This window comes from Thermosynechococcus sp. HN-54, from assembly GCF_023650955.1.
In the GTDB taxonomy this organism is placed as follows: Bacteria; Cyanobacteriota; Cyanobacteriia; order Thermosynechococcales; family Thermosynechococcaceae; genus Thermosynechococcus.
In genome coordinates, this window is sequence record NZ_CP098039.1 from 231,955 (window position 1) to 246,241 (window position 14,287).

The 14,287-nt window shown below is 54.4% G+C and carries 15 protein-coding genes; 9 read left to right on the forward strand and 6 right to left on the reverse strand.

What is annotated here, in order from left to right; all coding sequences use genetic code 11:
- Nucleotide 1 precedes the first annotated feature (1 nt).
- Nucleotides 2–1,498, reverse strand: a complete 1,497-nt coding sequence (locus NBE99_RS01120; protein WP_250682686.1) for a hypothetical protein — start codon at nucleotides 1,496–1,498, stop codon at nucleotides 2–4.
- Between the two features lie 117 nt (nucleotides 1,499–1,615).
- Here NBE99_RS01120 and NBE99_RS01125 point away from each other — a divergent pair, with 117 nt between their 5' ends.
- On the forward strand, nucleotides 1,616–2,317 hold the full coding sequence (locus NBE99_RS01125) for a YggS family pyridoxal phosphate-dependent enzyme (protein ID WP_250682687.1): 702 nt from the start codon (nucleotides 1,616–1,618) through the stop codon (nucleotides 2,315–2,317).
- A 204-nt stretch (nucleotides 2,318–2,521) separates the two neighbouring features.
- Here NBE99_RS01125 and NBE99_RS13285 read toward each other — a convergent pair whose 3' ends face one another.
- The 4 genes from NBE99_RS13285 to NBE99_RS01135 form a co-directional block, all read right to left on the reverse strand.
- Nucleotides 2,522–2,920, reverse strand: a complete 399-nt coding sequence (locus NBE99_RS13285) for a type II toxin-antitoxin system PemK/MazF family toxin (protein WP_315897277.1) — start codon at nucleotides 2,918–2,920, stop codon at nucleotides 2,522–2,524.
- A 57-nt stretch (nucleotides 2,921–2,977) separates the two neighbouring features.
- On the reverse strand, nucleotides 2,978–3,241 hold the full coding sequence (locus NBE99_RS01130) for a ribbon-helix-helix domain-containing protein (RefSeq protein WP_250682688.1): 264 nt from the start codon (nucleotides 3,239–3,241) through the stop codon (nucleotides 2,978–2,980).
- 99 nt (nucleotides 3,242–3,340) lie between these two features.
- Complete coding sequence (locus tag NBE99_RS13210) at nucleotides 3,341–3,469, reverse strand: hypothetical protein (protein ID WP_256468057.1); 129 nt, start codon at nucleotides 3,467–3,469, stop codon at nucleotides 3,341–3,343.
- Nucleotides 3,470–3,555: 86 nt separating this feature from the next.
- The gene (locus tag NBE99_RS01135) at nucleotides 3,556–4,104 is read right to left on the reverse strand and encodes a hypothetical protein (RefSeq protein ID WP_250682689.1); all 549 of its coding nucleotides are present in this window, start codon (nucleotides 4,102–4,104) and stop codon (nucleotides 3,556–3,558) included.
- Between the two features lie 155 nt (nucleotides 4,105–4,259).
- Here NBE99_RS01135 and cysH point away from each other — a divergent pair, with 155 nt between their 5' ends.
- Genes cysH through NBE99_RS01150 form a run of 3 tightly spaced genes read left to right on the forward strand, consistent with a single transcriptional unit; the run spans nucleotide 4,260 to nucleotide 6,834 of the window.
- A complete protein-coding gene (gene cysH / locus NBE99_RS01140; RefSeq protein WP_250682690.1) occupies nucleotides 4,260–4,970 on the forward strand; it encodes a phosphoadenosine phosphosulfate reductase in 711 nt (236 codons plus the stop codon).
- Nucleotides 4,971–4,974: 4 nt separating this feature from the next.
- A complete protein-coding gene (glyQ, locus tag NBE99_RS01145) occupies nucleotides 4,975–5,862 on the forward strand; it encodes a glycine--tRNA ligase subunit alpha (RefSeq protein WP_250683670.1) in 888 nt (295 codons plus the stop codon).
- 24 nt (nucleotides 5,863–5,886) lie between these two features.
- Complete coding sequence (locus NBE99_RS01150; protein WP_250682691.1) at nucleotides 5,887–6,834, forward strand: polysaccharide deacetylase family protein; 948 nt, start codon at nucleotides 5,887–5,889, stop codon at nucleotides 6,832–6,834.
- On the opposite strand, the gene NBE99_RS01155 is transcribed toward NBE99_RS01150, so the two are convergent.
- Nucleotides 6,831–7,337, reverse strand: coding sequence for a hypothetical protein (locus NBE99_RS01155; protein ID WP_250682692.1), 507 nt, complete (start codon nucleotides 7,335–7,337; stop codon nucleotides 6,831–6,833). The two genes, NBE99_RS01150 and NBE99_RS01155, sit on opposite strands and share 4 nt — an antisense overlap.
- Nucleotides 7,338–7,440: 103 nt before the next feature.
- Here NBE99_RS01155 and NBE99_RS01160 point away from each other — a divergent pair, with 103 nt between their 5' ends.
- From NBE99_RS01160 to metH, 5 genes are all read left to right on the forward strand, one after another.
- Nucleotides 7,441–8,061, forward strand: coding sequence for a flavin prenyltransferase UbiX (locus tag NBE99_RS01160; protein ID WP_250682693.1), 621 nt, complete (start codon nucleotides 7,441–7,443; stop codon nucleotides 8,059–8,061).
- Nucleotides 8,061–8,588 carry a hypothetical protein gene (locus NBE99_RS01165; RefSeq protein WP_250682694.1) on the forward strand — a complete coding sequence of 176 codons (528 nt, stop codon included), beginning with the start codon at nucleotides 8,061–8,063 and terminating at the stop codon, nucleotides 8,586–8,588. The genes NBE99_RS01160 and NBE99_RS01165 overlap by 1 nt, the downstream gene beginning before the upstream one ends.
- Nucleotides 8,589–8,618: 30 nt before the next feature.
- Nucleotides 8,619–9,281, forward strand: coding sequence for an SDR family oxidoreductase (locus tag NBE99_RS01170; RefSeq protein ID WP_250682695.1), 663 nt, complete (start codon nucleotides 8,619–8,621; stop codon nucleotides 9,279–9,281).
- Between the two features lie 56 nt (nucleotides 9,282–9,337).
- The gene (locus NBE99_RS01175) at nucleotides 9,338–9,961 is read left to right on the forward strand and encodes a lysozyme (RefSeq protein WP_399371021.1); all 624 of its coding nucleotides are present in this window, start codon (nucleotides 9,338–9,340) and stop codon (nucleotides 9,959–9,961) included.
- 773 nt (nucleotides 9,962–10,734) lie between these two features.
- The gene (metH, locus tag NBE99_RS01180; RefSeq protein ID WP_250682697.1) at nucleotides 10,735–14,286 is read left to right on the forward strand and encodes a methionine synthase; all 3,552 of its coding nucleotides are present in this window, start codon (nucleotides 10,735–10,737) and stop codon (nucleotides 14,284–14,286) included.
- Nucleotide 14,287: the final 1 nt, after the last annotated feature.

Below are 14,287 nucleotides of genomic sequence, written 5' to 3' on the forward strand. Positions count from 1 at the left end.
CCTACTGCGGGGGATTTTGTAGCGCCTTCAATGCCTGTTCCAGTTCCCGTTGCGACCGAGGCATCCAGTCTTTGCCCCGCAATCGCCGCAGCATCTCTAGGGCTTCCTCACGGGTTTGCCCGGTATTTTGTTGGTGCCGTTGCCAGAAGTCGTCCCACCAGCCGGGGGGTTCTTGCTTGCTGCCGGTGTATTCTGTGGGTCGCCCAGTGTCGCCATCAATCACGAGGCTGCCGACATAATCGGCATTGCTATAGACTTTGGCAATTTGATCATGGATGTGGCGCATATCGGCAGCAGAAACCACACCATTGTCCGTGGCTTTGTAAAATTGCACCGTGACGCGGATGGGAAAGCGGGGATCTCGCTCGATGGGCAGGTTGTCAATTTCGGTAAAGGGGCCTTCCACCTTGCCGTGACTAATGACAGCAGCCTCGACATTGGAACGGCTCAGAGCGGCAGAAGGGGCAGCTTCCTGCGTCAGCGTTGGCATGGAGAATGAGGGAAAGGTTCTTGGCGGGGGTGCCTGCTTCAGGGGCACTTGGATCAGCATCACCATATTCATCCCTGCCGCTTCCGCTTGGGCAGAGGTGATCTCGCCACCGCCGGTTCTCACTCCAAAATCACTGGCGCGTTGTCCCACTAGGCTCGCCCGTTCGCCATTCTTGTTGAAAAATAATCGCTGTCCCCACGTCATGCCGGCTTCAAAGGCATCGCGCTTGTTATCAATGACGGTGGCACTGGTGCCTTGGCGCGTGACGAGAATCGCTAAAACGGCTGGATTTTTTTCGTAGCTTTGGTAGTTAAACAGCACAGGGTTAAAGGTGGCTTCCCCTTGGGGTGGAATGGGTAGGAAACAGGCTTGGGCACTTACCAGCACATGGCTGTCGCGAGGTGCGAGCAGAGACTGACGGTTACCCGCCCATGAGCGGGGATTGTGGAGATAGTTGCGGAAATTGCCGAGAAATTCCTTGAGGTTGACCCGTTGGAGCGGTTTCCCCTTTTCATTGCCCACAAGGATAAAAAAGCGTTCAAGGGGAATATCCGCGGTGCGATCGCTAAAATTGGGAAAGCGAATCACGGGCATCAGACTCAGTTCATAACCCTTGGTGCCTGGGTTGTATTGCTGAATCTGAATCGTCATGTCACTGATATTGGGGCCGACGGCAGAGTTGTGGTAGCGAGCCGTGTCCTCCCATGTGATGTCAAGAATGTTCAAGCCATATTGCTGAGCCAGCCGCTGCGCTTCGGCGTTGTGGATCATGCTGCGGGTGCGCTCAATCACTTGGCGGTAGCGATCGTAGTCGGCTACAGAAACGCGAGGGGGGGGTTCGGGTCTCGCTGGCGGAGCGCTCGAGGGGCTAGATTCAATTCCCCAACTGGGTTGACCTTGGGCAGAGGACATGAGATTTTCTCCTGGGGAGAGCAACTTCCCCGCTAAAAGGGTACCGAGAGCCAGTAAACCAATGAGGCCGAGGGAGAGCTTGAGGGGCACAGGCATAGAACAGTTCTGAATCCTACCCTCTAGCCTAGTCAAGGGAACTAGAAATCCTGCCGTGGTTTCAATTTTTGCAACAGGGTTTTACGATCAAAAAGCATCCTTGCCCGCAAATGGCCTGTGTTATCCGCTGCTGAAATTGGCGATCGCGTTGCCCACCTCAAATCAACCCTTCCTCCCCATGTGCGTCTGATTGCCGTGAGCAAGTTTATGCCAGCGGCCGCCATTCGTGCTGCCTACGAGGCCGGCATTCGGGATTTTGGCGAAAGTCGCGTCCAGGAAGCGGCCAGCAAACGTGCGGAATTGGCGGATCTCACGGATATTACATGGCATCTCATTGGCCACCTACAAACCAATAAAGTGCGGCAGGCGCTGCAACTCTTTGACTGGATCCACACCGTTGACCGCTGGAAGTTGGCTGAGCGCATCAATGCCGTTCTTAGGGAAACCGACACCCCCAGTCCCCACTGCCTATTGCAGGTGAAGCTGCGCCCTGACCCCCAAAAACACGGCTGGGAAAAATCAGAACTCGAAGCAGCCCTCCCCCAACTCGATGCCCTCTCCCATCTGCGCTGCTATGGTCTAATGACGATTCTGCCCTTGGGGTTGTCTCCCTCCGAACAATTGCAGGTCTTTCAAGAATTGCGGGCTTGGGGCGAAGTGCTGAGCACAAAACCATGGCAGCAGCTTCAGTGGCAGGAGTATTCCATGGGTATGACGCAGGACTATCCCCTTGCGGTGCAAGCCGGAGCAACCATGGTGCGCATTGGCACGGCTATTTTTGGCGATCGCCAAGCAACGCTAGAAATTCACGACGACTAAGGCTCTGGGCAGGGAGTGGCTCGGGAATCATCGCCAGTGACGGAAAGAGGGGACTGCCCGGCGACCAAAGCTGGAACTCTCCCTAAAACGTTGAACTGGTTGCCCTTGACCAATGGACAGAGAGTCCGCAGCCCATCAGGTTCCACAGGGGATATTTGGCAATTTGGCCTACTGCATCGAGCGCAAAAGCAAACTCAACAAGGCCTAATCCTGTACCGCGTTCCCGAGGATCTTGAGACTTTGATGCGGATTCTCGTTGAGATTTTGGAGCCGTCTTCTCTTTAGAGCTGATCCAGCGGAGAATAGCGAAATATCTACTCCAATTGCGATTTGAATGCCTTGTTGTACCTGCCTCAATAGCTCTTGAGTAATACGCCCATAGGAACCTCGCTCTAAGTACTTTTTTTGAACAGTCGTGACTAAGTCACACATTGCTACACAGGGATGGTCAAGTCCACCTTCACCTGCTGGAAAGTGAATACGACAAGGGTTTCCTGCGGACGCTGCAAGATCAGTTGAAAAAGGAACAACTAACACAGTAGCAGCATAAGAGTTACGAATATCTATTGAAACTATAAGGATAGGACGTTTTGTTTGTGTCACCTGACTGTCGGAGCGCCTTGGTCAGATAAATTTCTCCTTGCCTTGGGAAGAGACTGGCTAGGAATGCCACGGACTTTCCTGTTGCCAAGCATCAAAAGCATTGAATTGGGTTGCTTGTGCCCACTGGATTTCCTCAGTCTCATCTCGCTCTGGGCGATGCTGATAAAAAGCCAGCAATTGCTCTTCAACTTGATGTGCATGCCATAGTCGAAGTGCTTTCTCAATAGTTGCTGAGCGATTCTTGGATATGCGATCAATCGCCTCTAGTAACTGAGCATCTATCGTTACGGTAATTCGTCGTTTTCCTTGAGGCGTTGTCATACACCCTGATCGTTATTCCCCTCTCATCCTAGCTCAGCCATGTTATCAACTGTCCAAAAGTTCTTGATGCTTACCAGCACATTGCTAGAAGATGAGATTCTATTCCTGCAACAACAATCGTAGTGCTGCCAAGACCCGCCGAGGATTCGGGCGATGCAGTGCCATGCCCAACCAATAGGCCGCCTCCTCCCGTCCCATTTCCTCAATCCCCATCACACAGGCCATCATGGCGTTCTGTGACCTGCTTTGGGGCATTGCCCGCCAACTCTAAGCCTTTGGAAAAGTCGATCTTGTAGGTGGCATGAAGTTCCTTCTCACTGGCTGCTCGCATCTGTGCTGCCAAAAAGTCCTTCACAGACCCTAGATCGATTGAAATCGCCCTCGTACTCAAATTCGAGGTGACTGCCCGCCACCGTCTGATAGCTACCTTGCCACGAGACAGTTGTTTTCGTCTCAGGTAGTTGACGGACATAGGCCAGAATCACAAAGGCATCATTGGGGTCGTAAAGACGAATTTCAAGACTCGCCAATGCCCTCACATTGGTTGCCCGTGCCTGCTCCCAAATCCGCGTCAGTGCTTCGTGCAAGGGGGCTTCGGCCACAAAGGTTTGTTGTGTCTGCGGGGCATGAGGTAGAGGAAGGGTCGGGGTTGCAGGAATGGGGCGATCGTTGACGGTGCCAGTGGGTTCTGGAGATGGGGAGTACGTGATGACTGGGGGGCTAATAGAAATGATTCCCGAGAATCCCGTAGCGATAATGAATAGAGAATTTGCGAGCGGTGGACAAGCAGCCCAACGGGTCGTTACCTCTTTCACAATGGAACCTGATTCTACGGTGACTCGGCCAGCGGCACCAGCCCCCACCTAATTGTCGTCCACCCCAGAGGGCACCAAGAATTGTCTTCTCCAACAACAATCCCCCTGCCGTTGCTAGGCGATCGCGAGTCGCAGGGCGGGGCTTTAGACCCAATTCTTTGGTAAGCTAAAGGATACTTTCTAAAACCGTGCTAAAACCTCCTATGGCTGCATCCGTAAGCTTTGACCTCGATGCCCTGAACCAACGCTTTGAGGGGGCACATCCCCGCGAAATTCTAGCGTGGGCAGTGGATGAAATTCCCCAAGGGCTGGTGCAGACCAGTGCCTTTAATGTGGATGACATGATGATCACGGATTTGCTCTACCGTGATCTGCGCCCCAATCCGCCAGTGCCCGTTCTCTTTTTGGATACGCTGCATCACTTTCCAGAGACCCTTGAATTTGTGCAGCGGGCGAAGGAAAAATACGGTCTGGATTTGCGCACCTACAAAACCCCCGATGTGGACAGCCGTGAGGCCTTTGCTGCTCGCTATGGCAATAAGCTTTGGGAAACCAATGTTGAGCAGTTTCACCATCTCACTAAAATTGAACCGCTGCAACGGGGCTTGGCAGAACTGAATACTGTGGCTTGGATTACGGGACGGCGTCGCGATCAGGCGATCACCCGTGCCAATATGCCCTACGTGGAACTAGACAAAGAGGGTCGGCTGAAAATTAATCCCCTTGCTGCTTGGACACGCAAACAAACGTGGGCCTACGTGATGGAGCACGGAGTGATTTACAATCCCCTCCACGATCGCGGCTATGCCAGTATTGGCGATGAACCCCTCACTACCCCTGTAGCTGAAGGGGAAGATGAACGGGCGGGTCGCTGGCGCGGCATGGGCAAAACCGAGTGTGGTATCCATCTCTAAGTCCATGTATTTTCAAGATGTCATTGCTACATTGCACCAATTTTGGGCGGCTCAAGGATGCCTGATTGCCCAGCCCTACGACGTGGAAAAGGGCGCCGGTACCAAAAGCCCCCATACCTTTTTGCGTGCCCTCGGCCCTGAACCTTGGGCAGTAGCCTATGTCGAACCCTGTCGACGACCTGGAGATGGTCGCTATGGCGAGAATCCCAACCGCTATCAGTACTATTACCAGTACCAAGTGCTGATTAAGCCCTCTCCTGACAATATCCAAGAGATCTATTTAGAGTCGCTGCGTGCCCTTGGCATTCGCCCCCAAGAGCATGACATTCGCTTTGTTGAGGACAACTGGGAGGATGCCGCCGTTGGCGCGTGGGGTGTGGGCTGGGAGGTCTGGCTCGATGGCATGGAGGTCACGCAGTTTACCTATTTTCAGCAGTGCGGTGGCTTGGATTGTCGGCCTGTCTCCATTGAGATTACCTACGGCTTGGAACGGTTGACGATGTATCTCCAAGAGGTGGATGCGATCGCCAGCATTCGTTGGAACCCCACGCTCACCTACGGCGATGTCCATTTGCAGGGGGAAATTGAACAGTCCACCTATAACTTTGAAGCCTCTGACCCGGAACGATTGTTTACCCTTTTTAGTCTCTACCAGCAGGAGGCGGAGCAGCTTCTGGAAAAGCAGTTGGTATTGCCCAGCTTGGATTATGTGCTCAAGTGTTCCCACACCTTTAACCTGCTGGATGCCCGTGGTGTGATTTCGGTGGCAGAGCGCACGCGCTACATTGGTCGCATTCGCGGATTGGCACGGCGCGTTGCCCAAGCCTATGTCCAACAACGGGAAGCTTTGGGATTTCCACTGCTCAAGGAGCCGGCGTCGATCGCCCCCTAACTCACCCTCACTCAAGGAGCATCCATGGGACGGCAGTGGCAGCTGTCGGTAGTCTTGGCTTTGTTTGCAGCATCGGCGACGCTGGCAGCGGATGTGCCGCGCTTTCTCAGTCCCCAGAAGTTTTGGGGGCAGTTGGTCTATCAAGTCAAACCCCTAAAGCCTGAAAAAGTGGTGGCGCTGACCTTTGATGATGGCCCTTGGGGAACCTCAACCCGCCAAGTGCTGCAAATTCTCAAGGAGGAGGATGTCAAGGCCACCTTTTTTGTCCTTGGCAAGCACGCCCTCATGTATCCCGATGTCATTGCTGACATTGTCAAAGCGGGTCATGCCGTTGGCAACCATAGTTGGAGTCATCCCTACAAGCCCGTTGACCCTGAAGTAGCCAAGCAAGAAATTGAAAACACCTCTGCGCTCATTGCCAAGCAAAGCCAAGCGCAAACGCGCCTTTTTCGGCCACCGGGAGGCAATTTGACCACAGGGCTAGTGGATTATGCCAAGTCGAAAAACTACACCATCATCATGTGGTCGGTGGATACCCACGACACCCGCCCCAACACCACAGCCGCGGACATTGTTAAGCGCACCTTTAAGGAAGTGAAACCGGGTAGTATTATTTTGCTCCACGATGGCGGCGGCGATCGCGCCACTACCCGCCAAGCTCTCCCCACGCTGATTCGTCGCCTGCGGCAAAAAGGTTATCACTTTGTTACTGTGCCGGAACTGCTGCAACTGGCAGTTAAAGCCCCCATGCCGAAGCCTGAACCGACACCAACACCCACGCCTCAACCGACAATCACTCCAACACCGACACCCACGCCAACCTCTGAACCAACACCGCCTCCGACGCCTACCCCGCAACCCAGTTCAAGCCCACTTCCCACCCCAGAAAGCCTGCCCAGTCCTGAGCTAACGCCTACCCCTCCCGTCCCCAGTGAACCGCAATTGGAGCCACCCCGCATGCCCCCTCACTAAGGCTCTAGGGGAAATTCACTAATCTGTGGCGTCGAGGTACCATTGAGGGTTTCGCCTAGTTGATGGAGGGGTTCATAGACGGGTTCTAAACTGGCTTGGGTGTGGGCGATCGCCCGCAGGAGTTCAGCCGTGAGATATTCCAAAGGGTGAGGTGGGGGTGGGTGGCGGCGCCGATACTTGGGGGTAGGCACAAACTCACTGGCCACGGCCTGAAGCTGATAGGCCAATGCTTTCACCTTGGCAAGGTAGGTCAGGGTTTCCTCAAGGTGCTGGGTAATTTGCTGGTGCTGAGCTTGGAGTTGTTGCCACTGTTCGGGAGCGATCGCACCCGCTGCTGGTTTGAGATCGAGGGGAGTCAAATCCTGAAACAGGGCTTCTAAGTCCGGGGTTTCAGTGCTCACGAGTCCCTCCAACAAGGCCGCATCAAATAGCTCCCTGAGCACTTCGGGAGACACGGCTGCCCACTCACTGGGGGAAGAAAATGAGGGATCGGGGAGTGTCATGGGCATTTACCAAGTCGCGTTGGGCGGGATTGCAGTGCATCAAAAGGGGGCAGTTGCCCTAACTTTGTTAACCTTATAACGGTTTTGTTTGGTGATCGCGGTTGTGACCTCCTCTTCTTTACCGATTGTTTTGGGTGTAACGGGTGCGTCTGGTCTCATTTACGCAGTACGTGCCATTAAATTTCTATTACAAGCGGACTATCCTATTCAATTAGTGGCATCAAAGGCCGTGCATCAGGTGTGGCAGGCAGAATATGGCCTCACCCTGCCCGTACAACCCGACAAGCAGACCCTCTTTTGGCGCGAACAAGCCCAAGTCTGGACGGGATCCCTCACCTGTCACCGCCCCACGGATGTGGCAGCGGCGATCGCCAGCGGTTCCTTTCGCACCTTGGGCATGGTGATTCTCCCCTGTAGCATGAGTACAGTGGCGAAGTTGGCCGCAGGATTGAGTTCCGATCTCCTAGAGCGGGTGGCTGATGTCCACCTCAAGGAACACCGTCCGTTGGTGCTAGTGCCCCGCGAAACCCCCTTTAGCCTGATTCACCTGCAAAACCTGACCCAATTGGCAATGGCGGGGGCGCGAATTGTACCCGCTATCCCGGCGTGGTATCACCGGCCGCAGACCATTGAGGACTTAGTGGATTTTGTGATCGCCCGTGCGCTGGATCAGTTAGGGTTGGATTGTGTGCCTCTGCAACGTTGGCAAGGACCCCTTTCCTAATGCGCGCTTGGATTTATCTGGGGGCGATCGCCCTGCTTACGATACTGGTGGTGCAAAATTGGCAGCCAGTGGTGCCCCTCCGCTTTTTGGGACAGCAAACGCCGGCGCTGCCCCTTGCCGCATGGATTCTGGTGGCAGCTCTCTCAGGGATCGTGGCGGGGCAGTGTTTACTTTGGCTCACGGCAGAAGCCCCAGTAGCGCGCCCAACCCCGCGATCGCAACCCCCTGAACCTGAACTTGATCCCTCAATGCGTCCACCGCAGGATGAGCCAGAGCCAGATACCAGCGATGTCGAAGATTGGTTTAGTGAGCCAGGGCCAGCCCCCCGCGAACCAGAGATTGAGGTTCAAGACCGACCCCGTCCCAGTGCTCCCTACGCCTACCAATATCGCCCTTCCCGCAAAGCCACCGCCAAAGCCCCACCGCCCCCAGAAGAGGTTGTGGATGCGGAATATCGCATTCTGACGCCGCCGCCCCCCAAAGACTCCACCCCTCAGGATGATGAAGACTGGGACATTCCCCTATGATCATAGGCGTTGCCATCGGAGGGATGCGTTGTGAAAGTTGCAGTGATTGGTGCCACAGGGCGTACAGGTCAGCGCATTGTCAGTGCCCTTCAATCCTCTGAGCATCAGGCGATCGCGGTCGTGCGTAACCCCGCCAAAGCCCAAGGGCGCTGGCCAACAGTGGAGATTCGTACCGCCGATGTCACCCAACCCCAGACCCTGCCCCCCGCGCTCAAAGAGTGTGAAGCGGTCATCTGTGCCACAGGAGTCAGCCCCAGCCTCAACCCCTTGGAACCCCTAAGTGTCGACTATCTCGGCACCAAGAATCTAGTGGATGCTGCCAAGGCTGCCCATGTGCAGCAGTTTATTCTCGTCTCGTCGCTGTGCGTTTCCCAATTTTTCCATCCCCTAAATCTTTTTTGGCTGATTTTGTATTGGAAACAGCAGGCAGAACGTTATCTCCAAGAGAGCGGTCTAACATACACCATTGTGCGGCCGGGGGGTCTGAAGGAAACCGATGACGGTGGCTTTCCAATCATCGCCCCAGCAGATACCCTCTTTGAGGGCAGTATCGCCCGATCGCGGGTGGCGGAAATCTGTGTCGCCGCCTTGGGCGAGCCGAGTGCCTACAACAAAATTTTTGAGGTGGTGAGCCGTCCCGATCAGCCCCCAGTGGCCTATCCAGAGTTATTCCGCTCAGTTGCAGCAGTGTGAGGACAACTTCGGTGCGGTTTTCCCGTTCGTTACTGGCGATCGCCCTGCTTGGGGGCATGGGGTATGCCTTGTTGGCCCATCGTTCGAGCGCCCTGTGGTGGTACTGGTACCGCTGGCAACCTAGTCAGATTGCCCCCTTGGTGATGCAGGGAGGAGACCCCTATGTGCGAGCGCTGATGCGCACCATTTCTGCCAGTGAGGCCAACGACGCCAATCCCTACACCCTCCTCTATGGTGGCGAACACGTCCAAGACCTCAGCCAGCATCCCGATCGCTGTATTCCCATTCACCGCGGCCCCAATCAGCACCTGTGTACCACCGCCGCCGGTCGCTATCAATTTCTCACCACCACTTGGGAAGAAAAAGCCGCCCAGTATCATCCCCAACCGCCAAGCTGGTTTTGGCAGGACTATAGCTTTGCCCCAGAATATCAAGATCAGGTGGTCTATCGCTGGCTGACAGATCCCGCCGCTTGGAATGCCGATATTCCCCAACTCTTGCGGGAGGGTCGCGTGCAGGAAGTCTTTGCCCTACTGTCAGATACATGGACAAGTCTGGGCTACGGCATTGAAAGCAACCGCATCACCCCCCACCTCAAGGAGATCTACCAGCAACTGTTGGCTCAGGAGTTAGCCGCCTCCCAGACTGCACAATCTGCGGCGAGGAGCGCATTACCCTAGTGAATTTTCCCTGCCGACAATTTTACTCAGGCCAATGACCTGGATTCCCTGCGAGAGATGATCAAGGATGCGCTGGAGTGCCATTTCCCCAATTCAGGAGAACGCCCCCAACTCGTCCGTTTGCATTTGTCCGAGATGAGTGTTGTACTCTATGAGCCACCTCGGGACATCACAGGGGCAGAATTAGCCAGCACTCTCAAGTCATTAGAGTATGAAATAGTCCGACAAACAGGCAGTCATATCCGCTTGACAACTCAGCATTGACATACACAAATCTATTTGTCTTAATACTGTTAAGCCGCCCAAGGAAGTGACTGGAACAGAAAAAACAACGGAAACTGGACACTCGATTTACAATCGCGAAGAGTTAGAAAAAAGTGAGTATTGCGGCTGTTTCTACTGTCTTCGAGTCTTTGACCCGTCTGACATTTATGACTGGATTGACGGGGACGATACAGCCCGCTGTCCCTTCTGCGGTATTGATTCTGTGATCGGTTCTGCGTCGGGCTATCCCGTTGACGACGATTTTCTAACAGCCATGCGTCAACATTGGTTTTGGTAGGAAGAGTAGAGAAATACTGTCATCAAAAATAGGTTCACTAGTCAATTTCTTTGAGGGGGGTGTTGGATTCTGGTTTTTCAGCACCCCTATTTTTGTGGCAAGAGGCGTCAAGGCTTAGCTGTCAGTGTCATCCTTGGGAAAAGGGCTGTACCTTGCTCCGACAGATTAAAATCAGAAGAACCCTCTGGTGCAAATCGGCTGGCCTTGGTGGATGTCTATGTCGTTTCTTGAGTATCTTCATGCAGAACCCCGGCGCGTGATTGTCTTTGACGGCGCAATGGGCACGAATCTTCAGGCACAAAACCTGACGGCAGAAGACTTTGGTGGCAAGGAGTACGAAGGCTGCAATGAATATCTGGTCATCAGTAAGCCAGAGGCGGTGGCCAAGGTGCATCGTGATTTTTTGGCAGCGGGGGCGGATGTCATTGAAACGGATACTTTTGGCTCATCCTCGATTGTTCTCAGTGAGTACAATTTGGGCGATCGCGCCTACGAAATTAGCAAGAAAGCTGCTGAACTGGCCAAGTCCGTGGCCGCTGAATTTAGCACTCCCGAAAAACCCCGCTTTGTTGCTGGCTCGATGGGACCGGGCACCAAACTCCCCACCCTTGGCCACATTGACTACGACACCCTCTACACGGCTTTTCGCGAGCAAGCGGCAGGCCTTTTTGACGGCGGAGTTGATCTATTTATTATTGAAACCTGCCAAGACGTGCTGCAAATCAAAGCAGCGCTCAATGGGGTGATGGCTGTCTTGCGAGAGCGGGGAGAACGCCGACCGCTGATGGTCTCGGTAACGATGGAGCAACAGGGCACGATGCTTGTTGGCTCGGAAATTGGCGCTGCCCTGACGATTCTTGAACCCTATCCCATTGATATTTTAGGACTCAACTGCGCCACTGGCCCTGACCTAATGACGGAGCATATCCGCTACCTCTCGCAGCACTCTCCCTTTGTGATTTCCTGTATTCCCAATGCCGGCTTGCCTGAGAATATCGGTGGCCACGCCCACTATAAATTGACGCCGATGGAATTGCGGCTGGCCCTGACCCGCTTTGTCGAAGACTTTGGGGTGCAAGTGATTGGCGGCTGTTGTGGTACTCGGCCGGATCATATTGCCGCTCTGGCGGAGATTGCAGCGACCTTGACCCCCAAGGCGCGATCGCCCCAACGGATTCCTGCTGCCGCCTCGATTTACAGCCCTCAGCCCTACGACCAAGAGAATTCCTTCCTGATTATTGGTGAGCGACTCAATGCCAGTGGCTCGAAAAAATGCCGCGATCTCCTCAATGCCGAAGATTGGGATGGCCTCGTTGCCCTTGCCCGTGCCCAAGTGCGTGAAGGTGCCCACATCCTCGATGTCAATGTGGACTATGTGGGGCGCGATGGCGTGCGGGATATGCGCGAGTTGGTCTCGCGACTGGTTACCAATGTCACCCTGCCCCTCATGCTCGACTCTACGGAGTGGCAAAAGATGGAGGCCGGCTTAAAGGTGGCGGGGGGCAAATGCCTGCTCAACTCCACTAACTTTGAGGATGGTGAACCCCGCTTTTATAAAGTCTTGGAACTGGCGAAAACCTATGGTGCCGGCGTTGTTGTCGGCACCATTGATGAGGAGGGGATGGCGCGGACGGCCGAGAAAAAGTTTGCCATTGCCCAGCGTGCCTATAGGGCTGCCCTTGACTACGGGATTCCCCCCTACGAGATTTTTTTTGACCCCTTGGCTCTACCGATTTCTACAGGGATTGAGGCGGATCGGGTCAACGGTCGGGAAACGATTGCGGCCATTGGTCGTATCCGCGCTGAACTGCCCGACTGTCATATTTTGCTGGGGGTCTCGAATATCTCCTTTGGTTTGAACCCGGCGGCTCGCCAAGTCCTCAACTCGATGTTTCTCCATGAGGCCATGCAAGCGGGGATGGATGCGGCCATTGTCAGTGCTGCCAAGATTCTCCCCTTGGCCAAAATTGAGCCAGAGCACCAAGAAGTATGCCGGGATCTCATCTATGACCGGCGGCGATTTGAGGGGGAGGTGTGCGTTTATGACCCCCTTGCGGAACTGACCCGTCTCTTTGAGGGCAAAACCACCAAACAGGATCGCTCGCAGGTGGAGAACCTACCCATTGAGGAGCGACTCAAACGCCACATTATTGATGGCGATCGCCTTGGCTTGGAGGAAACTTTGGCCAAAGCCCTTGAAACCTATCCCCCCCTAGAAATTATCAATACGTTCTTGCTCGATGGCATGAGGGTGGTGGGCGAACTCTTTGGCTCTGGACAGATGCAGCTGCCCTTTGTTTTGCAGTCGGCAGAAACGATGAAGGCCGCGGTTGCCTACCTCGAACCCTTTATGGAGAAATCCGCCAAGGGGGGTACCGCCAAGGGCACTGTCGTCATTGCCACGGTGAAGGGGGATGTCCATGATATTGGCAAAAACTTGGTGGATATTATCCTCACCAACAACGGCTATCGGGTGATTAACTTGGGGATTAAGCAACCCGTCGAAAATATCATCCAAGCCTATGAAGAGCATCAGGCAGATTGCATTGCCATGAGTGGCCTCTTGGTGAAATCCACCGCTTTTATGAAGGAAAACCTCGAGGTCTTTAATGAACGCGGCATTACAGTGCCGGTGATTTTGGGGGGGGCAGCGTTAACACCCAAATTTGTCTATGAGGATTGCCAGTCCACCTACCACGGTCAAGTGATCTACGGTAAGGATGCCTTTGCCGATTTGCATTTTATGGATCGGCTGATGAGTGCTAAGGCCGCAGGGCAATGGGACGATCGCCGGGGATTTTTGGATGGTACCCCTACCCCATCTCTAGAGGAAGTGAGCACGCCAGCGATCGCCCCCGAATCCACCCCAGTTGTGGAACCAGAGGTACCAGAGGTGGTTGATACCCGTCGCTCTGAAGCGGTTGCGGTGGAGATTCCTCGGCCTACCCCGCCCTTCTGGGGCACTTGTCACCTCAAAGCCGATCAGATTCCCCTGTCAGAGGTCTTTGCCTATCTGGATCTCCAAGCCCTGATTGTGGGCCAGTGGCAGTTTCGCAAACCCAAGGATCAAGACCGCGCCGCCTACGAGGCCTTTCTTGCCGAGAAAGTCTATCCCATCCTTGAGGAATGGAAACAGCGCATCCTCGCTGAAAACCTGCTCCATCCCGAACTCATTTATGGCTACTTTCCCTGCCAAAGTGAAGGTAACACGGTCTATCTCTACGATCCGCAGCAGGTCGGTGACAAAAGTGCCTGCGTCCCTGAGCGAGCGATCGCCCAGTTTACCTTCCCCCGCCAGAAGCAAGGTCGCCGTCTCTGTATTGCTGACTTCTTTGCCCCTGTAGAATCGGGCATCATTGATGTATTTCCGATGCAGGCGGTCACTGTTGGTGAAATTGCCACCCAAGTGGCACAGCAGCTATTTGCTACTAATCAATACAGTGACTACCTCTACTTCCATGGCATGGCGGTGCAAACCGCTGAAGCCCTTGCGGAGTGGTGTCATGCCCGCATTCGCCGCGAATTGGGCTGCACTCCCGATCCAGAGTCGATTCGCGATATTCTTGCCCAGCGCTACCAAGGCTCCCGCTACAGCTTTGGCTATCCTGCCTGCCCCAATATGCAGGATCAATATACGCTGCTCCGACTCCTCCAGAGCGATCGCATGGGGATGTATATGGACGAGAGTGAACAGCTCTACCCTGAGCAATCCACGACGGCAATCATCTGCTACCACCCCACTGCCAAATATTTCAGCGCCTGAG

Excerpts from the sequence above, each read along its gene's own strand:
- NBE99_RS01120 (WP_250682686.1), bottom strand. The coding sequence starts at position 1,498 with ATGCCTGTGCCCCTCAAGCTCTCCCTCGGCCTCATTGGTTTACTGGCT.
- NBE99_RS01130 (WP_250682688.1), bottom strand. The coding sequence starts at position 3,241 with ATGACAACGCCTCAAGGAAAACGACGAATTACCGTAACGATAGATGCT.
- NBE99_RS13210 (WP_256468057.1), bottom strand. The coding sequence starts at position 3,469 with ATGATGGCCTGTGTGATGGGGATTGAGGAAATGGGACGGGAGGAGGCG.
- cysH (WP_250682690.1), top strand. The coding sequence starts at position 4,260 with ATGGCTGCATCCGTAAGCTTTGACCTCGATGCCCTGAACCAACGCTTT.
- glyQ (WP_250683670.1), top strand. The coding sequence starts at position 4,975 with ATGTATTTTCAAGATGTCATTGCTACATTGCACCAATTTTGGGCGGCT.
- NBE99_RS01150 (WP_250682691.1), top strand. The coding sequence starts at position 5,887 with ATGGGACGGCAGTGGCAGCTGTCGGTAGTCTTGGCTTTGTTTGCAGCA.
- NBE99_RS01155 (WP_250682692.1), bottom strand. The coding sequence starts at position 7,337 with ATGACACTCCCCGATCCCTCATTTTCTTCCCCCAGTGAGTGGGCAGCC.
- NBE99_RS01165 (WP_250682694.1), top strand. The coding sequence starts at position 8,061 with ATGCGCGCTTGGATTTATCTGGGGGCGATCGCCCTGCTTACGATACTG.
- NBE99_RS01175 (WP_399371021.1), top strand. The coding sequence starts at position 9,338 with ATGGGGTATGCCTTGTTGGCCCATCGTTCGAGCGCCCTGTGGTGGTAC.
- metH (WP_250682697.1), top strand. The coding sequence starts at position 10,735 with ATGTCTATGTCGTTTCTTGAGTATCTTCATGCAGAACCCCGGCGCGTG.